General features: G+C 60.5%; 21 protein-coding genes. 18 read left to right on the top strand and 3 right to left on the bottom strand.

Annotated features, from left to right (window positions below; all coding sequences use genetic code 11):
- Positions 1 to 235: 235 nt before the first annotated feature.
- The 11 genes from AASM09_RS16455 to AASM09_RS16405 all read left to right on the top strand — a co-directional run bounded on the left by AASM09_RS16455 (position 236) and on the right by AASM09_RS16405 (position 12,807).
- On the top strand, positions 236 to 1,990 hold the full coding sequence (locus AASM09_RS16455; protein ID WP_343368538.1) for an ankyrin repeat domain-containing protein: 1,755 nt from the start codon (positions 236 to 238) through the stop codon (positions 1,988 to 1,990).
- Positions 1,991 to 2,097: 107 nt separating this feature from the next.
- On the top strand, positions 2,098 to 2,571 hold the full coding sequence (locus AASM09_RS16450; protein ID WP_099470374.1) for a hypothetical protein: 474 nt from the start codon (positions 2,098 to 2,100) through the stop codon (positions 2,569 to 2,571).
- Positions 2,572 to 2,791: 220 nt separating this feature from the next.
- Entirely contained in the window at positions 2,792 to 3,082 is a 291-nt protein-coding gene (locus AASM09_RS16445; protein ID WP_343368537.1) for a hypothetical protein, read from the top strand.
- 68 nt (positions 3,083 to 3,150) lie between these two features.
- Positions 3,151 to 4,194 (top strand): hypothetical protein, encoded by a 1,044-nt coding sequence (locus AASM09_RS16440; RefSeq protein ID WP_343368536.1) that lies wholly within the window; start codon positions 3,151 to 3,153, stop codon positions 4,192 to 4,194.
- On the top strand, positions 4,191 to 4,673 hold the full coding sequence (locus tag AASM09_RS16435; RefSeq protein WP_343368535.1) for a hypothetical protein: 483 nt from the start codon (positions 4,191 to 4,193) through the stop codon (positions 4,671 to 4,673). The genes AASM09_RS16440 and AASM09_RS16435 overlap by 4 nt, the downstream gene beginning before the upstream one ends.
- Before the next feature lie 472 nt (positions 4,674 to 5,145).
- Positions 5,146 to 5,742 carry a hypothetical protein gene (locus tag AASM09_RS16430; protein ID WP_343368534.1) on the top strand — a complete coding sequence of 199 codons (597 nt, stop codon included), beginning with the start codon at positions 5,146 to 5,148 and terminating at the stop codon, positions 5,740 to 5,742.
- Between the two features lie 3 nt (positions 5,743 to 5,745).
- Complete coding sequence (locus AASM09_RS16425) at positions 5,746 to 6,129, top strand: hypothetical protein (RefSeq protein WP_343368533.1); 384 nt, start codon at positions 5,746 to 5,748, stop codon at positions 6,127 to 6,129.
- 3 nt (positions 6,130 to 6,132) lie between these two features.
- On the top strand, positions 6,133 to 6,732 hold the full coding sequence (locus tag AASM09_RS16420) for a thermonuclease family protein (protein WP_343368532.1): 600 nt from the start codon (positions 6,133 to 6,135) through the stop codon (positions 6,730 to 6,732).
- Between the two features lie 95 nt (positions 6,733 to 6,827).
- The gene (locus tag AASM09_RS16415) at positions 6,828 to 8,384 is read left to right on the top strand and encodes a site-specific DNA-methyltransferase (protein ID WP_343368531.1); all 1,557 of its coding nucleotides are present in this window, start codon (positions 6,828 to 6,830) and stop codon (positions 8,382 to 8,384) included.
- A gap of 2 nt (positions 8,385 to 8,386) precedes the next feature.
- Positions 8,387 to 11,029, top strand: coding sequence for a DEAD/DEAH box helicase (locus AASM09_RS16410; protein ID WP_343368530.1), 2,643 nt, complete (start codon positions 8,387 to 8,389; stop codon positions 11,027 to 11,029).
- A gap of 26 nt (positions 11,030 to 11,055) precedes the next feature.
- A complete protein-coding gene (locus AASM09_RS16405) occupies positions 11,056 to 12,807 on the top strand; it encodes an ATP-dependent nuclease (RefSeq protein WP_343368529.1) in 1,752 nt (583 codons plus the stop codon).
- Positions 12,808 to 12,813: 6 nt separating this feature from the next.
- Here AASM09_RS16405 and AASM09_RS16400 read toward each other — a convergent pair whose 3' ends face one another.
- Positions 12,814 to 14,076: a Y-family DNA polymerase gene (locus AASM09_RS16400; protein ID WP_343368528.1), complete on the bottom strand. Its 1,263-nt coding sequence runs from the start codon at positions 14,074 to 14,076 to the stop codon at positions 12,814 to 12,816.
- A 16-nt stretch (positions 14,077 to 14,092) separates the two neighbouring features.
- Here AASM09_RS16400 and AASM09_RS16395 point away from each other — a divergent pair, with 16 nt between their 5' ends.
- Entirely contained in the window at positions 14,093 to 14,377 is a 285-nt protein-coding gene (locus AASM09_RS16395) for a hypothetical protein (protein ID WP_343368527.1), read from the top strand.
- On the opposite strand, the gene AASM09_RS16390 is transcribed toward AASM09_RS16395, so the two are convergent.
- Both AASM09_RS16390 and AASM09_RS16385 read right to left on the bottom strand, forming a co-directional pair.
- On the bottom strand, positions 14,374 to 14,826 hold the full coding sequence (locus AASM09_RS16390; RefSeq protein WP_343368526.1) for a LexA family protein: 453 nt from the start codon (positions 14,824 to 14,826) through the stop codon (positions 14,374 to 14,376). The genes AASM09_RS16395 and AASM09_RS16390 overlap by 4 nt on opposite strands.
- A gap of 170 nt (positions 14,827 to 14,996) precedes the next feature.
- Positions 14,997 to 15,482 carry a hypothetical protein gene (locus AASM09_RS16385; RefSeq protein ID WP_343368525.1) on the bottom strand — a complete coding sequence of 162 codons (486 nt, stop codon included), beginning with the start codon at positions 15,480 to 15,482 and terminating at the stop codon, positions 14,997 to 14,999.
- A 97-nt stretch (positions 15,483 to 15,579) separates the two neighbouring features.
- On the opposite strand from AASM09_RS16385, the gene AASM09_RS16380 reads away from it, so the two are divergent.
- The 6 genes from AASM09_RS16380 (at position 15,580) to AASM09_RS16355 (ending at position 18,549) form a co-directional block, all read left to right on the top strand.
- Positions 15,580 to 16,215, top strand: a complete 636-nt coding sequence (locus tag AASM09_RS16380) for a hypothetical protein (RefSeq protein ID WP_343368524.1) — start codon at positions 15,580 to 15,582, stop codon at positions 16,213 to 16,215.
- A gap of 13 nt (positions 16,216 to 16,228) precedes the next feature.
- Entirely contained in the window at positions 16,229 to 16,519 is a 291-nt protein-coding gene (locus AASM09_RS16375) for a hypothetical protein (RefSeq protein ID WP_343368523.1), read from the top strand.
- The gene (locus tag AASM09_RS16370; protein WP_343368522.1) at positions 16,519 to 16,845 is read left to right on the top strand and encodes a hypothetical protein; all 327 of its coding nucleotides are present in this window, start codon (positions 16,519 to 16,521) and stop codon (positions 16,843 to 16,845) included. Before AASM09_RS16375 ends, AASM09_RS16370 begins: the two co-directional genes overlap by 1 nt.
- A gap of 225 nt (positions 16,846 to 17,070) precedes the next feature.
- A complete protein-coding gene (locus AASM09_RS16365; RefSeq protein WP_343368521.1) occupies positions 17,071 to 17,205 on the top strand; it encodes a hypothetical protein in 135 nt (44 codons plus the stop codon).
- A gap of 16 nt (positions 17,206 to 17,221) precedes the next feature.
- The gene (locus AASM09_RS16360) at positions 17,222 to 18,169 is read left to right on the top strand and encodes an SOS response-associated peptidase family protein (protein ID WP_343368520.1); all 948 of its coding nucleotides are present in this window, start codon (positions 17,222 to 17,224) and stop codon (positions 18,167 to 18,169) included.
- Positions 18,169 to 18,549 carry a hypothetical protein gene (locus tag AASM09_RS16355; protein ID WP_343368519.1) on the top strand — a complete coding sequence of 127 codons (381 nt, stop codon included), beginning with the start codon at positions 18,169 to 18,171 and terminating at the stop codon, positions 18,547 to 18,549. The genes AASM09_RS16360 and AASM09_RS16355 overlap by 1 nt, the downstream gene beginning before the upstream one ends.
- Positions 18,550 to 18,551 lie beyond the last annotated feature (2 nt).

The raw sequence follows: 18,551 nt of genomic DNA, 5'->3' as shown, positions 1-18,551 counted from the left end.
GGTGGGGTGGTTATCCTTGCTGTTTTGGTGGTTTCCGGTGGTTGCTGTCGCCGGGGTGGAAAGAATGCTTAGTTAACCGACCTGAGAAATCACTAACTAGGCGCCATGTTTTTTCTTGAGCTTCTTGCGCTGGATCGAGAGGGGTGGCGAAAGCCACCCCTTTTCTCTTTGCAGCCCCTTGCGCGTCCCCCTTTCTTTGTTAAGACATGGGTATCACTCATCAAGCGGAGGAACCATGGCTGGCAACGTCTTTTCAAATCTACTTCGACCCTTCATCCGTCAAAAGGACACGGAACTTCCAGGCGTGGCTCCTTCTGAGCCGCCTGAACCCCCGGTCCGGGAGCGCTTGGACGATTCAAGCCAGCGGCCAGTGGCTTCAGCGGAGCCGGCAACCCTTTCGCCCGTTGAGGGCCCTCAAAGTGTGCCCTTCAACGATGAGGCAACGGATCGGTTGGGGAGCACTTTGGCCTTTGCTGGTCTGAAGACGAAGGGTCGCTTCGAGGACGAGGTGAGGCAGGCCATCGAAGACGGCGCCGATGTGAAAGGGTATCGCGACTCGCGCGGCGATTCCGCCTTGCATAAATGTCAGGAACCGTGGCAGATGGAGCTGCTCATCTCGGCTGGGGCGGATGTTCACGCGTTGGACAAACAAGGGCGTTCGCCTTTTGATCACCTGTTGAGCACCTACCAAAGGGAACCCGCTTGGTCCGAAAAACCTACTGCGGAAGGTTTGGCGTTGTTGGCGAAGGCCGGAGCGGATGTCAATGCCCTGAGCCAAGGGCAATCCGCTCTGCATGTCGCTGCGAAGCGAGGGCTTGAAGGCGATATCCACATGCTTGTCGATGCCGGCGCCGACGTGAATCTGCGGGCGGACGGGGGAGACACCCCGCTCCACCTGGCCAGCGATCTAGGCGTTGTGCTGCGCTTGCTGGATGCCAAGGCCGATCCCTCCCTGCTGAACTCCAGTGGCGAGCCAGCGCTCAAACATGATCCGGTGCTTTATCGAGAAAACGCTCGGAACCACCGAGACTATTTTTCGCCGCGTGAGCGCGTCGATGCGGCGACCGACCCGATTTTCCTGGCCGAAACGCCCAGCGAGCTTGTCGCTGCGTTGGGGCAGGGCGGCAGTGTGAGGGACACCGATGCGCTGGGCCGAACCCCGCTTCACTACGTCAAAACGGGGGAGATGGTGCAGGCGTTGGTGTTGGCCGGCGCCCAGGTTGACGCAAAAGACATGGAGGGAAACATTCCTGCTCACACCGCGGACGAGCGCGCCATGAAAGAGTTGGTCGATGGGGTGGGGCGAGGCGTTCCCCAGCACCACGTAGAGAACGACAGGGGGGAAACCCCTTATGCGACCCGGGATTACTACCAGGAGGATCGGTATTGGGATGCCGAAGCGGAAGAGCAGGCCGCGGAAAAGGCGGAGGAGACGAAGGAGGAGCAAGACCGCGTGCTCAACATTGTGGCCCTCGTTGAGGCCGGCGACGCCAAACGTCTGCTGGAGCAGGTGGATCCCAACGAAGAACTGGTCAGTCGGAACCGAACGTTCAACATCGACGGAGACGAGGGCTGGGCCTACAACAACTATGCCGGCTACAGCGTCCTCCATGAAGCGGCGAAGCAGGGGAAAACGGAACTCTGCCGAGAACTGGTGTTCGCAGGGGCGGACTGGGACAAGGGGTGTAAGCTCGTCGGCGAGCAAGGCTTTGACAACCATGTCAACGGCTTTCGAAACGAGCCTCGTATGAAGCCCATCGATTTTGCGAGCAACCGAGAGACCAAGGCGTTCTTGAACAACGCTGAGAACGAGCTGCGAGCCCACAACCGATCCAAGCTCTTGGACGAGCTTCTTCCCGCTGCCAACGCTTGGAAGCCACCGGAAGGCGGGTTTGGGGCCGACGCCCAACGCCAGGTCGGTGCGGCCATGAAGGCCCATGGGCAGGATGGCCAAACCCAGGAGGTCCCTCGCTTGCGAGCGCGCTTCTAAGGCCAAGGGAAAGGGCGTCGAAGGCCGCCTTTTCTTTTCCAGATCCCCTTGCGCAAACCAAACCTTTTGTTATGGGTAGTGCAACCCATTCAAAAAAAGGAGGCCTCATGCGCGTTTTGGTTCTTTCTCTGGCCCTTGTCGGCCTGCTCCCCTTGACGGCCTCCGCTGCTGACAACAGTTCCGCCCGTCGATACGGCAGCAGCGAAACCCTGTCCGTTCAGAACGCCCGCCTGGGCGAGGTGCTCATGGTTCGCAGCGTGGACATCAAATCCGACAAGCGCCTCAACGCCGGTTCCGCCATCGGCGTCGCCGTGGGTTATGGGGCCGCTCGCGAGGTTAAGGGCGACTACCGCAGTGCCGCTAGGGTGGCGGGCGGGGTGATTGGGGGCGTCGCCGGCACGGCCATCCAAAACGGGGTGAGCAAGCGCCGCGGGGTGGAAGTGTATGTCCGCGATCTTGAGACCGGAAAAGTCATTGCCATTGTTCAGGCCGATGACCTGCCGATCCGCGCCGGGGACAAGGTGTTCTTGACAGGCCGCGGCAGCAAGCTTCGTGTGGTCCCGATTGAGGGGCAGCGCTGATGAAATGGTCCGCATTTTTCCGCAAGCGCCCCGCTGGCTCATTGACCGTCGAAGACTTCAAGCAATGCGGGCATTTGATCCTGGATGGCATGGACTGCTCCCCTGCGAAACCTCAACAGCCGCACCACCTGCCAATGGCATGGAATCTCAAGCCCAGCCAGTGGGGCCAACCTCTCACCTTCCAAGCGCGCCCGCTGAGGAATGAAGCGGGAGGCCGCCCATGGTGAGCGCGATCCTTCTGCTGACCTTGCTTGGCCTCATGGTCTTGATTCCGTTCTGGACGTTCAAGCGCTTTGCCGACGCCAAGGCAGCTTGGCAACGGGTGAGAGGCGGTGAGCGAGACGCTCGCACGCACGGCCGCTTCGTGATCCATGGCGGACTGTTTGGGGTAGGGATGGTGGTCACGGCGTTCATGGCGGCCATCGGGACAGTGTCAGGCTGGCCTGTCGTGGTGTTTCTGGTTCTTGCCTGCTCGATCCTCTGGGCAGCTAAGCGGGGTGGGGCGCGATGACACGCGAGCCTTCCACCTTGTTTGCCCCAGGCGTTCTTCCCGGGCCGGACGGCATCGAACTCCTGCCCATGCCCGCGGACATCCAGGCCCTCTACGACGCAGCCCAACGCAACACGCCTTTCAGCAAGGACGTGGACGACGCCCTGGCCGCGCACCGCAACGCACACGGCGAACCGGAGCAAATCGAGCGCGCCCAGCGTGTGGATCCTGCGGATGCCATGCCCTCGGAGCGCTACCGGGCTTATGTGAGCCAACGCCGCTATGCGGTCCGCGCCTGCATTCAAGCCGGCATGGAACGACAGAACATCGCAAGGTTCCTAGGGATGGCTGTCTACACCTTGCAGAGCGATGCCAAAGCCCTTGGACTGCGGTTGCCGGTCTGCCAACGACAACCGAGGAGCATTGCAGGGCACTCGGTCGAGGAGGTGCTGAGCCTGCTCCACGAACTGGGCACCCGCACCCGTGTGGCGGCTCGGATCGGCGTCACGCAGCAAGCGGTTAGCCTGTTTTGCAAGAAATACGAACTGGACATGCCGCAAAACGGAAAGAAGGCGGTTGTTCTGGCTCGGCGCAAAGAGGTGCGCCGGTTGAGCGAGGCCGGCCTATCGGTGTCTGAAATGGCGCAACAGTTGGCTGTGCCATACGCATGCATAACGGCCGACCGCCAAGCGCTGAAGCTGCCGCGTGTGCGTCTGCCGGCAGAGAAAATGACCCTCTTGGGCTTGAGTCGAGCAGAGATAGAGGCCCTTCTTGCTCGATTCCAGACCATCAAGGCAGTGGCTTTGCATCTCGGAACCAGTGGGGCGCATGTGTCCTCTTACATGAAGAGAGCCGGCCTCAAAGCGCCACGGGACGGGCGATGCCGCCAGGCCACTACACCATCGATCGACCGCAAACCGCTGAAGCTTCCGGGCATGCGTAAACCGGCGGAGAAAATGACCCTCTCGGGCTTGAGTCGAGCAGAGGTCGAGATCCTGCTCGCCCGATTCCAGACGGCCAACGCTGTGGCTCTGCATCTTGGGGTCAGCGCGTCGTCTATATCTGTTTACATGAAAAGAGCAGGTCTCAAAGCGCCGCGCGATGGGCGACGTCGTCAGGCCACTCCATCATGATCCCACGCAAAGGCTTCCTCGGCGGACGATCCCCGGCCCAGGTTCAATCTTCGCTGGACGAAGGGGTGACTCAGCGCGCCTTGGCCCAACGCCTGGGCGTTACCCACCAAGCCGTGAACCGCTTTGTCCGGCGGCATGGCCTGGCCGGTTCTGGGCGGCAGGCGTTCCGGGCTCGCCAAACCCGCGAGCTCATCGAGCGCCGCCAGCAGGTGGAGCGGCTGGTCCAAGCCGGGCTAACCTCGGCCGAGGTGGCCCAGCGCTTGGGCGTGTCGCCGGCCACCATCGGCCTGGACCGCCAAGCGCTTCGATTGGGGCGTGTCCTGAAAGGGCCGGAGCACCGCACCTTGCGGGGGCTGAGCCTGGAACAGGTTCGGGGCCGCTTGATGACGGTCAGCAGGGCTCAGTTGGCGCGGGAGCTTGGGGTGAGCAGTTCGGCGGTCTACCGCTTCTGCCGCGTGACCGGCTTCGACGCAAAGTAAGCGGACGAGCGATCCCCGTGTCCGAGCCATCGATTCGTCGTAAATGTTTTTATAATCAGTTACTTGAGGCACTTTAGGCCGGAAGATGTCTCTGGGGGCGCTACCGGGTCTTAGTTCTGACGTATTTGCGGTCGCCTGGCCGCGTCCGCCGGTCCGGGGAACATCAGCATGCAATGACGAGAGGAGCGCTCAGCAAACCTAGGGGGGCAATCCTCAGGGCAACAAAGCCGACGGGGCAGCGCATGCCCGTTGAATGGTAAGTTGCCTTGGGGCGGGAGACTGTTTTCGCCAATGTCAGGTAGCATCGGAAATGGCGGCAAGGCGTGCTTGCAGCGAAGCAGGGGAGGGAGGACGCGTGGGACGATATAGATCCAAGTATCGGCGACGGAGTTATGCGGGCTACGTTGTTTCGAAGCGGCAAAAGCTGAGCTCGACCTTCGGTGGTATCGACCGAGATGTGGAGCGCCTCTTCTTGTCGCTGGACCGCGATGAACTTGATGATCTGTTTGAGTTCTACGCGGAGGAGTTCGGCGCGTCTGCTGGGAACTATGCTCGCAAGACGTATCCCAAATGGAAGAGCGGCAGTGTTCGAATGAGTGGCGAGGTGGCAGAGCGGCTTTTGAACCTGTTGCCGCCCTTACTGCCATACGACGTTAGGTTTGAGCTGGTCAAGAAGTTGCGGCAGGCAAGTTTTAGGAAAATGAGCCGGTATGTGGGGACTTCCCCAGAGCAATGGATCGATGCTCTCCTTCCTGTGATTGAGGAGGTGGTCAAGCATGGAGAGACGGCGAACCTTTCCGAGGATATGAAACAGCGTTTGTCTTGGCTGGCGGATGGCGACACGGAAGCGGCGGAGAAGATGCTGTCTGCAGCGATCAAGGACGAGTCGATTGGTCGGCTTTCCTACCTGAAGAGCGAGTTTCAACGAATCGAGGAGCTGCTGGGACAGTTGGGGGATCACCACACATCGGTTGAGCACACTATTGAGCTCCCGCAGGGGACGATCCGAGTTCAAATCGTCAAGCCGAAGGTCTCGGCATGGGCAAAACTAAAGAGATGGCTGGGGTGATCTATGAGTAATGAACTGTCTAAGCGCGACAACGGTATTCAACTTGACGGGACGGGAGGAGGCTCCAGCTTGACACGTGAGCTGGTCAGCCAGATGACGCCCGAGCAGCGGCAGAAATACGCAGGAAAGGCTCTTGAGACGCTCATTGAGCGTGAGAGCAGCGATGAAGACATGCGCCGTCGTCATGCAGCTGCAAACGTGGGCATTGCAAGGGACATTGACACGGCACGGGAGTTGGGGAAGGGGAAGGAGGACTTCACCCTCACGAGCACCCACAGAACCGCCAGCGGAGAGACAAAGGTTACGGTCACCAAGGGAAGCAACAAGCTGATGTTGGTTGGCATGGTGGTCATCGCAATCATCTTCTTTGTTTTATTTTCCCGTTGAATGATGAGCCAGAAGGTCACGATCCACTCCAATGGAAAGCGATTCATTCAGGTTATCGGCACTGCGGTTCTTCTGGCTGCTGCCCTCACCGGCTTGAAGAAGGCGTCAGTCTGGTGGAAGGGCAATGACCAGATTGCTCAAGTGCATGAAGAAGTTCGTTCGCCTAAGCCCGGCGGCCAAGCGCCCAGTCTGATTGTAGGGCGAAGCTCTGTCATCGATGGAGACACAATCGAGATCCACGGTGTGCGTATACGATTGGCCGGAGTGGATGCCCCGGAATCCAAGCAGAAGTGTGGTCCGGCAGGCGAGGAGTGGCCATGTGGCCAAAAGGCTGCCTTCGCGTTGAGCGATTGGCTGGGTTCCCGCACTGTTTCGTGTAACCCCACTGGCACGGACCGCTATCAGCGCACGTTGGCGCGTTGTTTTGCCGGCACGGAAGACGTCCAGGCTTGGTTGGTGCTAAATGGCTGGGCACTGGCCTACCGCCAGTATTCGACGGACTACGTGGCTGCAGAGGAAGTGGCGCAAGCCGGGCGTGCCGGCGTTTGGGCCGGCGAGTTCACGACGCCATGGGAGTGGCGCAAGGGAGCGCGGCAACGGTAGAGCCTCTACCTGTTCTTTCGCTTATCTCCAAAACGTCATTTTTATCAATGGCTTGCAAGTGGCTTGATTCCCCAGTATTGGCCGAAACGCACCCGGTGAACGATACTTGGAGCCTGTTCGAGGGGATGTATTCGATGCCACTGCTCAACTGGTCCGACCGTGATGAGGACCTGACCCGCTCCGCCCTGACGCCCTACCGGCTCTTGGAGCCGGTGGCCAGCTTGTCCTATGGGGAGGTCGACTCTCCGAACATGCTGATCGAAGGCGACAATTTGGATGCTTTGAAGGCCCTGCTGCCTTACTACGCAGGGCAGGTGAGGTGCATCTTTATCGATCCGCCCTACAACACCAAGAGCGCCTTCGAACAATACGACGATAACATCGAGCACTCTCAGTGGCTGTCGATGATGTATCCGCGGCTCGAGCTGCTTCGTGAACTGCTCTCAGAGGATGGATCCCTTTGGATCACCCTGGATGACAATGAAGCCCATTACCTTAAGGTGATTGCGGATGAAGTTTTCGGACGAAAGAACTTCATCGCCAACCTGATCTGGCGGAAGAACTACGCCCCAAAAAGCTCTGCAAGGCATTTTTCTGTTGATCATGACCACATGTTGGTCTACGGGAAGCAAGCAACTAAGTGGGTTCCAAACTTAGTCGAGCGAAGTGATAGCCAAGACAAAATCTACAAGAATCCGGACAACGATCCGAGAGGCGCTTGGCGACCTGACAACTTGACTGCTCGTAACCCCTATAGTCTCGGGCAATACGGATTGACAACACCAGGCGGTCGCGAGATTTCGGGGCCTCCCAAAGGTCGCTACTGGGCTATCTCGAAGGCCAAGATGGATGACTTGGATAAGGACAACCGCATCTGGTGGGGGAAGGACGGTAACAATGTGCCTGCTCTGAAGCGGTTCCTGTCGGAAGTCAAACAGGGACGTGTTCCTCAAACCTTCTGGTCATGGGAGGAAGTGGGTCACACCCAGGATGCAAAGAAAGAGAGTGTTTTGCTTTTTGGGGAAGGTGTATTCGCAACGCCCAAGCCCGAGAAGTTGCTCAAGCGTGTTCTGGAGATAGCCACTAAACCTGGAGATCTGGTTCTTGATAGCTACCTTGGTTCTGGGACTACTGCAGCAGTTGCGCAGAAGATGGGGCGGCGGTGGATTGGTGTTGAAATGGGCGAGCATGCCCGCACGCATTGCCAGCCACGGTTGAAGCAAGTAGTGGACGGTGAAGCAGGAGGGATTTCCGAGGCGGTGGATTGGAAAGGCGGCGGTGGTTTCCGCTTCTACAAGCTCGGTGTGCCCGTGTTCGATGATGCGGGCCACATCCGCGAGGGCATCAAGTTCGAACACTTGGCCGCGCATGTCTGGTTCGCCGAAACCGGGACGGCACGCTCCACCCGTGCTCCCAAGCAGCCGTTCCTAGGCGAGCACCATGGGATTGGCTATTACCTTCTGTTCAACGGCATTTTGGGCGATGAGAGCAAGACCGGCGGCAACGTGCTGACCAAGCGGGTGTTGAAAGGCCTGCAGCCCTTTGACGGGCCCAAGGTGATCTACGGGGAGTCTTGCGACTTGCCGAAGGAGCGGTTGGAGGAGCTCCAGATCACCTTCAAACAGACCCCCTACGACATCAAGGCACGCTAAGCATGGCTCTTTCCCTCAAGGTGTATCAGCAACGGGCCTTGTCCAGCCTGGCCCAGTTCCTCGACGACGCCCGGCTGACCGGCCCCGCATCCGCGTTTGAGAAGAACGTGGATGCCGGTCTGGTCACCCAATACAAACCCATGCCTCATCTGGAGGCCTCGCCCTACGTGTGCCTACGCATTCCGACGGGCGGCGGTAAAACGGTCATGGGCGCGCACATCATCCAGGCGGCGGGCGACGCCTACCTCGAGCGCGAGTTCCCGCTGGTCATGTGGATGGTCCCCACCACCCAGATCAAGACCCAGACGCTGGAGGCCTTCAAGAACCCCCGCCATCCTTACCGTCAGGAGCTGGACGAGGCATTTGGGGGCAAGGTCGCCGTGTTCGATGTGGAGGACTTCACTCACCTCCGCCCCGCTGATCTGGGAACCAAGGTGTGCGTGGTCATTTCGACCATGGCGGCCCTGCGCGTGGAGAACCAGGAGGGGCGCAAGGTCTATGAGCACCACGAGGACCTAGAGCCCCATTTCGCCGGCAGCGTGTCCGATTTGCCCTACTTGGAGCAGAACAAGGCGGGAAAGGCCATCGCGTCCTTTGCCAATCTGCTGAAACTTCACGGTCCGTTGGTCATCACCGACGAAGCCCACAATGCCAACACGCCCTTGTCCTACCAGGTTTACGAGCGCCTGGGTGCCAAGGTCGTGGTGGAGCTCACGGCCACGCCGGAAGCCAGTAAGAGCAACGTGCTGGTCAGCGTCAGTGCCTTTGAGCTCAAGGGCGCGGACATGATCAAGTTCCCAGTCGTGCTCAAGGAGCACGTCGGGCAGTGGGAAGTCGCCGTGGGTAGCGCCGTGGCCCGCCGCAACGAACTGGGCAAGACCGCGCTGGGCGAGCCGGACTACATCCGGCCGATCCTGCTCATCCAAGCCGAGAACGCCAAAGGCACCGCCACGGTCGAGGAGGTCAAGAAGCACCTCATCGACAACGAGAAGGTGCCCGAGAAGGCGATTGCCATCGCCACGGGCGATCAGCGGGAGATCGACGGGGTGGACCTGTTCGCCAAGGACTGCCCCATCGAGGTCATCATCACCAAGCAAGCGCTCAAGGAAGGGTGGGATTGCTCCTTTGCCTACGTCTTCTGCTCGGTGGCCCAGGTCAAGAGCGACAAGGACATCCAGCAGCTGCTGGGGCGCGTGCTGCGCATGCCGTATGCCACCCGCCGCAAGCAGGAGGCCATGAACAGGGCCTACGCGCACGTCACCACTGCGGCGTTCAATCTGGCTGCCGCAGAGCTCACCAAGTCGCTCATCGACATCGGGTTCAACCCTCTGGAGGCCGTGGGGGCGGTGCTGCCGGATCCCACACCTGGGCCCGGCTTGGACTTGCAAGGCGGCAAGGTCAATCCGGTGCCCGTGACGCCCAGGGCCACCATTGCTGTGAGCAAACAGCCTGATCTTACCGGCATCGCTGCTCGGGACCAGGCCAGCGTTGTATTCACTCCGAACGAGGAAGGCAAGGGCGGCTCGGTGGAGATCACGGGCGAGGTGGACGAGTCCACCGTGGAAGCGATCACCAAGGCTGTGCCAACCAAGGAGCGCGAGGAAGCGGCGGCTACAATCCAGCGGCACCAGATCGCCGCCAAGGCCGTCAAAGCCCCTAGCCAGAACGGCGCGGTGTTCAGCGTGCCCCGGCTCGGGGTCATGGAGCAGGACGAGCTGGAGTTCGTGGAGAGCGGCGCCACGCCGCCGGGCTTCACCTGGGACTTGCTGGCCTATCCCCCGGACCTGACCAGCCTCAAGTTCAACGCGGACAGCAAAACCTTTGAAGTCGATTTGGTGGACGAGAAGGTCAGCTACACGCCGATCGACGACGACGTAAATACCTACTTGCCTGGCTTCGCCAAGGACCGCACTCAAGCGGACTTGGTCGGCTGGCTGGACCAGAAGATCCGCGATCCTGCGGTCAAGCAGCCCGTGCTGCGGGAGTGGTTGCGCCGGTCCATCAGCGGGCTGTCCGAAGATCGGGGCTTCTCGCTATCGCAACTGCTCAATGGCCAGTTCGTGCTCCGACGGAAGCTCGGCGAACAGCTCCAGATCGCCAAGGCAGAAGCACTCAAGGATGGCTTCCAGCAGGCCCTGTTTGGTGCCGACGCAGAGATCGTGGTCAGCGACGAGCCCGATGCCATGTTCACCTATCCGGCGGACATGACCCAGTATCCAGCGCATTCTTACTACCAAGGCGGCACGTATCGCTTCCGCAAGCACTACTACCCCTTCGTGGGCGATCTTCAATGGAAGACCGCCGGGGGCAAAGTGGGCGAGGAGTTCCTCTGCGCCCAGGCCATCGATCAGCTGGACGAGGTGGAGTTCTGGGTCCGCAACTTGGTGGACAAGAGCCAGTTCTGGATGCCGACGTCCAAGCAGCGGACCTACCCGGACTTTGTCGCTCGGCTAAAGGATGGGCGTCTGTTGGTCGTTGAATACAAGGGCGGCGACCGCTACACGGCCGACTCCGAGAAGGAGAAGCGCATGATCGGGGAGCTCTGGGCCACCAAGAGCAAGGGCAGGGGGATCTACCTCATGGCCCAGCTGAAGGACGAGAAGGGCAATAGCGTGACCGAGCAACTGAGGGCAGCCATCGGGTAGTGACTTCATAACAGGGGGGCAAGGGAATGGCTGTCTATATTTCAGAGTTGGATATTCGCAACTTTCGGTCGTGCGTCTCTACGCAGTTGCAGTTGACTGAGTTCACGCCGCTGGTTGGGTTGAACAACTGCGGTAAAAGCAACTGCCTGACCGCGTTGCAATGGCTGGTCAGAAAGGCAAAGTTGGGGGAGGAGGATTTCCATGACCCTCTTCTTCCCATTGAAGTGGTGGGGCGCCTCTACGGCATCGCTGAAGAGGATCTTGCGACGCTGGATCCCAAGCATAGGAGGAGGATTGAGCCGCACGTGCGCGATGGAGTATTGATTGTTCGGAGAGAGCAACAAGTGCCAGGCGGAGAGGTGTCGCTCACCGTTCTCAATCCAGACAGCAACGAATGGGATCCAAACCCAACCGGCATTGATCAAGCCATTTCAGCGTTGTTCCCTGAGCCGATACGCATCGGGGCAATGGAGAATGCCGAAGAAGACGCCAGTAAGGCAAAGACAACCACGACGATAGGCAAGCTGCTAGCCAACATGCTCGCCGCTATCCAGGAGCAACATGAGGCCGATCTATCGCCGCATCTTTCAGCAATCGTAGGAATGCTGTCCGCAGAGGGGGCTGAGCGATTTGAGGAGCTGGGGCGGATTGATGCCTCCATCAATCAGAAGATTTCAGACCTCTTCCCTGGAGTGAGCATAAAACTGGATTTCCCTGTCCCCGTGTTGAACGATCTCATCAAAGCTGGAACCGTCAAAGTCTATGAGGGAGACGGAAAAGGTAGGGCGTTCGGTTCCTATGGACATGGCGCGCAGCGCGCCATCCAAATGGCAATGGTGCGTCATCTTGCTGACCTCAAGCGAGGTGTCGCCGTGGCGGGTGGCGTGACGCTTCTGCTGATTGATGAGCCCGAGCTGTTCATGCATCCCTTTGCTGTTGAGCAGGTTCGCGAAGCATTGCGGGCCCTTTCAGTAGCAGGCTATCAGGTTGTTTTTTCAACCCATTCTGCTCAAATGATTCTCGCGCGAGATGCGAAAAATGCTTTGTTGATGACCAAGAAGCATCCTCAAGGAACACAGGCACGGCCGAGGCTTGAATCGGTTGTCGTGCAACTGGTTGCCGAGCCTACGCATCAGCTCCATCAGATCTTCAGTCTGACGAACTCTTCCCAGATGCTGTTCGCTGACAGGGTGATCCTGACTGAGGGAAAGACTGAGTTGCGGTTGCTACCCAGCCTCTTCAACGCGGTCTCTGGAAAGACGATGGCGCAGTCTTCGCTCGCAATCATTGCAATGAGCGGGGTCTCAGACACTCAGAAATCTATGGAAATCCTGGAGGCTCTTGGACTCCCCGCGTGCGCGATTGTGGACCTGGACTATGCATTTCGGCAGGCATCCAAGCATGGTTTCCTTGACGCAGACGATGTTGACCTCGCTGCCTGCAAGGTGACATTGAGAGCAATGGCGGATGACGGTCTGATCGCGCTGGATAGCGGCGGCCTACCTCAGAAGGGTCCCCAAGGCTCAGCTTCGAAAGCTTTTGAGCTGCTGGCCGAGCGTGCGGAAGCGGCACCTCACATCCAGGCACTTGTTCAAAAGCTTCGGGATAAATCGATTTGGCTATGGAGCCGAGGAGCAATCGAGCCTCATGTCGGGCTGACCGAAAAGAAGGAGCATGCCTGGCTGACATTCCAAGTGATGCTTGAGAACGACGGGGTAGATGCGGTTTGTGCAGATGCTGCAGGTGTGCGAGAGCTTGTGGATTGGCTGGCGCACTAACGTGCGCTATCTCACCCTGACAAGTTGATCCCACCGAGTCGTGTAGGCCGGTGACAACGCCGCCTGGTTCATGGCCCAGACCTGCTTGCGCTGCTCTCCACCGCGCACCCGCTTGGCCGACGAGGCAAACGCCATCGACCCGCGGCCAAACTTGGCATTGGCCCGATCCATCACCTCCATGAGGGCCTTCGAACGCGGATCCACCTGGGCGAACAAATCACCCTGGTGGACATCGCCCGCCGTCAGGTCCAGCAAGCCGATGCCGGCTTTCTTGTAGCGGTGGCCCTGGCGCCACATCGCTTTGGTCAGCCCTTGAACGACCATTAGCACCTCGCGTGTGTCCACGGTGGGCGCCACGAAGTTGAATGCTTTGCTGGGGTGGTATTGCGGGGCGCCCGGTTTGAACGGGTTGGTATGGAGAAACACCCAGACCCCGCCGGCCTGGAGCGTGCGAGCGCGCAGCTTTTCGCAGGCCCGCTGCGCGAAGGTGGCCACCGCTTGCTGCAGGTCTTCCAGCGCCACGACCTCTTTCCCGAACGACCGTGACACAACGATCTGCTGCCGGTCCGGCTCGACCTCTTCCAACCCCGAGCACGCGATGCCCTGAAGCTCGCGCTGGGTGCGGGCCAGGGTCACGCCGTAGCGCGCCCGCACCGTTTCTGGATCAGCACGCGCCAGATCAGCGGCCGTGAGGATGCCTTCCACGTCGAGCTTGGCGCGGGTGCGATGGCCCACGCCCCACACATCCTCGACCTCGAACCGCTCCAGCAATGAGGAACCGGGCAGGGCGATCATGACCCCGTGCGGTGTCTTCTTGGCGGCCTTGTTGCCCAACTTGGCCAACGTTTTCGTTGGGCCGATGCCGACGCAGCAGGGAATGCCCGTCCACTTCAGAATCCGTGCCCGTGCCTCAGCAGCGACGCGCTCGTGCTCGGCTTCCGGGATGCCATCGAAGGACACGAAACTCTCGTCGATGGAGTAGACCTCCACTTGGGGGAACAGGTCCCGCAGGATCGACACCACGCGCCCGCTCAAGTCGCCGTATAGCCCGAAGTTGGCCGACAACACTTTCAGCTGCCGGCGCACCTCTGGCGGGACTTCGTGGATGGGCTGGCCCATGCCCACGCCCAGGTCCTTGGCTTCCTGCGACCGCGCGATGGCGCAGCCGTCGTTGTTGGACAACACGACGACCGGGCGCCCGCGCAGCGACGGATTGAAAACCCGTTCGCAAGAGGCGTAGAAGTTGTTTCCGTCAACAAGGCCGAGCATATGGAGGTGAGGAGTGATGGATGAGAGTCGGGCGAACATTGATTCAGTCGCAACGGTGAAGGGCGAGTTGCAACCCTTTATCGTCAAATCTAAGAAGTCGTCACCGTGGGTCAATCTGAAGCCCGGAAGCTTAGAATGGGCGCTTGCGAAACTGGGCGATTCAATGATGGGTGAGCAGGAGTGGAAATACGTTCTCGGCAAGCTGCAACCTCTCCGAGATGAACTTCAGAACAAGAGACTCATGGCACAGCTTGCGAACCTTTATGAGGAGAGTGCTGATGCGCCCCCGGATGTCTTCTAACGCCTCAACTGCTTACGGAAGCTCCAGGTCACCACGCCCCAAACGTCCAGCTCCTGGTCATCGCCCACCAGGATCGGCGGATTGGTAGCCGGGTCGCCGGAATGAAGCTCCAGGCGCCCGCCGCGGCGGCGCAGCTGCTTGACCATGAAGCCGCCATCCCAGTTCACCATCACGATGTCCAGGTGCTTGGGTTCCAGCGACTTGTCGATGACGAGCGTGTCGCCGGCCTCGATGCCGAGACCTTCCATCGAATCACCCTCCGCCGTCGCAAAGAAGGTCACCACCGGGTTGCTGATCACGCGCTGGTTGATGTCCAGCACTTCGCCCATGTAGTCCTCTGCAGGACTGGGGAAGCCGCACGTCACGCGGAAGCCCAGGTGAGGGAGCGGCATCGGCTCGGCGTGCAGGTCAGCGGCACCGAGAAGCGTAGGAGGGGCGGGATCGAACATGGCGCGAGTCTCCGGGGAGTCTGGATCACCCGGTGAGACAGCCACCGGGGGATCAGGCTACGACCGCGCTCGAAGCCCCGCTATTAGTATTTCCCTGAACGGGCTCCGGGGCCCGTCGTTGCGAGCTCCCTCCAGCCGTGGAACGGCGGAGGGAGCACTGCAAAGCGGTTTCACGCGCGGGCGTTGAGCAAGCCTGTAGCCAGGGCCCGTTGAAGGGCGAGCGCGACTTGGGTTGCCGCATACTCCCAGTCGTCGTCCTCGGCATAGAGATCCTCTTCGGAATCTTCCTTGCCGCCATGGAAGAGGTTGTTGCGAACCTGGCGCATGGCTTCCACCAACGCAACGGCGTTCGATTCCGCATCCAGTGGGCAGGGCATGAAGCGGGCCACCAGGCGGCCGCCGTCGTCCACGATCCTCTGCTTCATGGGCCGCACGTCGCGCTGGCTTAGAAGGCGCTGGCGTGCCCAGCCAGGGACATCCTCGGCAAAGGCATCGCCCTGCTGGCGAACGCGCGCTTCCACCACGCGCCAGGCCACGTCGGGAGTTGGGTTCTTATCCCGATCTTTCCGGAAGAAGTCTCCGTGCCGTCGAAGCTGGAACTCCAGCTTGCTGACGGCCTTGAGGAGTTCGTAGGCATAGTCTGGTCGAACGGGCATGCCGGCATCGTATCTGAGCACTGGGGGATCCACATCGAGACGCGGCGCTGCTAAGGTCCAAGGGTCGCCACGAAGGCAACCTACAGGGGAAGGTTGAATGCGTTTCAGAAAGATCGGCTTGCGTTGGAGCAACGCCGCCGCGGCCGTCAGCATCACGGCCGCCTTGTGGGCACCAGCATTGGCCTGGGCCCAGGGCCCAACCGGAATCGGCGCCCTTCAAATCGGGCTGACCAAGGCCCAGGTCCTCGCGCTCCCAAGCAAAGGGGTGCATCTGGCTTCGCCGATGCTCGACGCACCAGAGGATGCCTATTCAAGCACGCCTGCGGGGACGGAAAAGTTCAGCGCAACGGTCCTGACCCCGTGGCGCAGCGAGCCGATGGAATCCTCCCTGACGTTCGAGGGAGGCAAGCTGGCGTTGATCACGCTGCGGTGGCGCAACGACAGCTTGCTCATGACGACTGTGGTCGCCCAGATTTCCGAGAAGTTTGGTCCGCCTAAAGAGTCGGACGAGCGCCGGGTCGAGAGTTGCCCCACTTCCGCCGGTGCATCCGAGCAGGTCCGCAGCGGGATGCTGACCCGCTCCTGGAAGCAAACCAATGGCAAGAAGGTGATCCTCACTGGAGCCACCACGCTTGCCAACGACAGCTGTTTCGGAAGACGAGAAGGCAAGGAGCCATCGGCACTCAACATGCTGCTGATTTCGGCCGTAGACGATGTAGAAAACCCGTTCTAACCAAGGAAAGGACATGAGCATGAAAAAGATTTGCCTGGCCGCTGCATTGCTGGCCCTCTCCACTACCTCCGCCCTCGCCAAGCAGGGCGAGGTGTGTTCTTCCGCCACCCAGGTCAACAAGCCCGAGCCGCTGTCCAACAGCACGGTGTTCCAGTGCAAGGCAGGCTCCATGACTGTTCCGCAGCTCTATGAGAAGGGTTGGAAGGTCGTCACGACCTTGCCGCAGGTGGTCATGGGCACCGACCCGAAGACCGGGTTGCCGCAGTCCAGCTTTGCTTGGACCGTGGTGGTGGAGCACGATTGATGGATTTGGCCGCGTTGTTGAATGCGCCGCTGACCGAGGCGTTGGAACCGAACACCCCCGAGGGCAGGGCAGCGTTTGCCCGGTGGGAACAAGACGCCCGGGAGCGCCGGGAGCGGCTGTTCAAACAACTGGAATCGGAAGCCGCGGTGAAGCACACCACCACCGACGTGCTGTTCAAGCGTTTGCCGGTGGGCGTGCTTCAAACCTGGACGTATACAAAAGAGCAAGTGGCTGCCGACCGTGGGGCGGCGCGGTCCGACAAGGCCTTTCGGTCCCGTCAACGCCTTCACCACGTCCTCAACCACGTCGAGGCCAGCGTTTACTAGAGGGCGTTGGCGTTCCTGGAGGAATGAGGGGCAAGCGAGGGGAAAATCGTTTTCAAGCCCCTGCCGTCTCACGCCCTGACACGGACCCGGGGTAGGGTGCACGGTCACCCTGCTACCGGCCCCAGCCCATGCTTGACCTGACCACGCTCGACAACCGCCTGCACGCGCTCCAAGCCTCGCTCCCCGCCATGAAAGAGCAATACCCCGAGCCGGGGGGAGTTCATCATGGCCTTCGCTGGCGAAGCCGACGTTCTTGAAGACGAAGCCGGCCCCCATGCCTCTCACGTGGCCCAGCGCATCCGCGAAATGCTGGCAGGAGTAGGCTTGCCCCAAGAGGCGGACGACGAAGACGTGACCTGACCAAGCGGAGGCAAGCATGTGCTACAGCGCGGAAGTGTGGGCCGACTACCACTTGTTCGTGGAGCGCTTTGGCGCTGACATCGATATCAAGGCATTCGTAAAGCTCTACCTCCAGCGCCAAGGCGATCTCAAGTTGAAGATCCCCAAGGGCATGGATCGCTCCTTCGACAAGCCGAAATCGCCGGAAGAGCAGCAGCTCCACGACCTCTTCCAGGCCTACAACACCGATCTGGTGAGCAGCAGCGAGCAAGAGCTGTTCAAGCAGGCCAAGCGCCTGGCCGACGCCGAGCGGAAGATGGCCACCAAGGCGACGAAGACCGCAGAAAAAGAGGTCGGCATCGCCGGGCGCAAGATCAAGCAGCTGAAACGCTGGATCGCCGACGGCAAGCGCACCACGCTGGAACCCGAGCGGGACAACCGCATATTCCCGGACTGGTATTGCCCGGTGCTGACCATCGAGGACGGCCGGCCCATCGTGCGGCCGATGCGCTACCACTGTCGCCCGGCGGGCATGGACCCCAGCATCGACAAAACGAAGACGGGGCAGGTGTCGGGCACCTACAACGCCCGCAGGGACAACTTGACCCGGTTCTGGCGCGGCCAGTTCGGGCACACGCACGGCTTGATGGTGGCCCGCACGTTCTACGAGAACGTGGACGATGGGCAGGGCGGAAGCCAAGATCTCCAGTTCACCCCGCGCACGGGGGAGAACTTGCTCATCGCGTGCCTGGTCTCCCACTGGACCGACCCCAAGGGCGAACTGCCGGACCTTTGGAGCTTCGCCGCCGTGACGGACGAGCCCGAACCAGAGGTGGCAGAAGCTGGCCATGATCGGACCATCATCAACCTCAAGCCCGAGCACGTGCAGGCCTGGTTGACACCAGAGGGGCGCTCGAAAGAAGAGCTGTTCGAGTTGATGGACGACAAGCAGCACCCCTATTACGAGCATCGGAAAGCAGCCTGATGGCCCGCACCACAAACTGGCCCAGCGCGAAGTTGTCCCCCCAGCAGAAGGCCATCGTCGCCGCGCACGCGGTGCTGAACCTGGCCGAAGGCAAGAGCGGCGAGCGCGAGTTGCGCAGCTTGCTGGTCAATGAGATCGGCCTGGCCTGGTCGCCGTTGAACTGCGTCCAATACCTCTCCGGCAAAGAGGCCACGGCTGCGCTCACTGCGTTGCCAGACGACTGGCAGGCTCTGGATCGCAACAAGAACGACCTCCTGCGCGCCTCGGTCGTTTCGCTGGCCATGGTCAAGGATGTCCGCGGCGCTGGGGGCGGCAAGCTTTCCGGCGCCAAGATCGCCGAGCGCCTGGAAGAGCTACGAGCCGCGATGGGGCAGGGCTAACC

The organism is Stenotrophomonas maltophilia, assembly GCF_039555535.1.
Classification (GTDB): Bacteria; Pseudomonadota; Gammaproteobacteria; order Xanthomonadales; family Xanthomonadaceae; genus Stenotrophomonas; species Stenotrophomonas maltophilia_Q.
The sequence above is the reverse complement of the archived record's forward strand: the minus strand, read 5'-3'. Positions and strand labels throughout refer to the sequence as shown.

Bases quoted from the DNA above. Each gene is read 5' to 3' on its own strand.
- AASM09_RS16425 (WP_343368533.1), top strand. From the start codon at position 5,746: ATGAGTAATGAACTGTCTAAGCGCGACAACGGTATTCAACTTGACGGG.
- AASM09_RS16385 (WP_343368525.1), bottom strand. From the start codon at position 15,482: ATGCCCGTTCGACCAGACTATGCCTACGAACTCCTCAAGGCCGTCAGC.
- AASM09_RS16400 (WP_343368528.1), bottom strand. From the start codon at position 14,076: ATGCTCGGCCTTGTTGACGGAAACAACTTCTACGCCTCTTGCGAACGG.
- AASM09_RS16450 (WP_099470374.1), top strand. From the start codon at position 2,098: ATGCGCGTTTTGGTTCTTTCTCTGGCCCTTGTCGGCCTGCTCCCCTTG.
- AASM09_RS16380 (WP_343368524.1), top strand. From the start codon at position 15,580: ATGCGTTTCAGAAAGATCGGCTTGCGTTGGAGCAACGCCGCCGCGGCC.
- AASM09_RS16395 (WP_343368527.1), top strand. From the start codon at position 14,093: ATGGATGAGAGTCGGGCGAACATTGATTCAGTCGCAACGGTGAAGGGC.
- AASM09_RS16405 (WP_343368529.1), top strand. From the start codon at position 11,056: ATGGCTGTCTATATTTCAGAGTTGGATATTCGCAACTTTCGGTCGTGC.
- AASM09_RS16360 (WP_343368520.1), top strand. From the start codon at position 17,222: ATGTGCTACAGCGCGGAAGTGTGGGCCGACTACCACTTGTTCGTGGAG.
- AASM09_RS16355 (WP_343368519.1), top strand. From the start codon at position 18,169: ATGGCCCGCACCACAAACTGGCCCAGCGCGAAGTTGTCCCCCCAGCAG.
- AASM09_RS16410 (WP_343368530.1), top strand. From the start codon at position 8,387: ATGGCTCTTTCCCTCAAGGTGTATCAGCAACGGGCCTTGTCCAGCCTG.
- AASM09_RS16435 (WP_343368535.1), top strand. From the start codon at position 4,191: ATGATCCCACGCAAAGGCTTCCTCGGCGGACGATCCCCGGCCCAGGTT.
- AASM09_RS16370 (WP_343368522.1), top strand. From the start codon at position 16,519: ATGGATTTGGCCGCGTTGTTGAATGCGCCGCTGACCGAGGCGTTGGAA.
- AASM09_RS16455 (WP_343368538.1), top strand. From the start codon at position 236: ATGGCTGGCAACGTCTTTTCAAATCTACTTCGACCCTTCATCCGTCAA.
- AASM09_RS16420 (WP_343368532.1), top strand. From the start codon at position 6,133: ATGAGCCAGAAGGTCACGATCCACTCCAATGGAAAGCGATTCATTCAG.
- AASM09_RS16440 (WP_343368536.1), top strand. From the start codon at position 3,151: ATGCCCGCGGACATCCAGGCCCTCTACGACGCAGCCCAACGCAACACG.
- AASM09_RS16375 (WP_343368523.1), top strand. From the start codon at position 16,229: ATGAGCATGAAAAAGATTTGCCTGGCCGCTGCATTGCTGGCCCTCTCC.
- AASM09_RS16390 (WP_343368526.1), bottom strand. From the start codon at position 14,826: ATGTTCGATCCCGCCCCTCCTACGCTTCTCGGTGCCGCTGACCTGCAC.
- AASM09_RS16445 (WP_343368537.1), top strand. From the start codon at position 2,792: ATGGTGAGCGCGATCCTTCTGCTGACCTTGCTTGGCCTCATGGTCTTG.
- AASM09_RS16365 (WP_343368521.1), top strand. From the start codon at position 17,071: ATGGCCTTCGCTGGCGAAGCCGACGTTCTTGAAGACGAAGCCGGCCCC.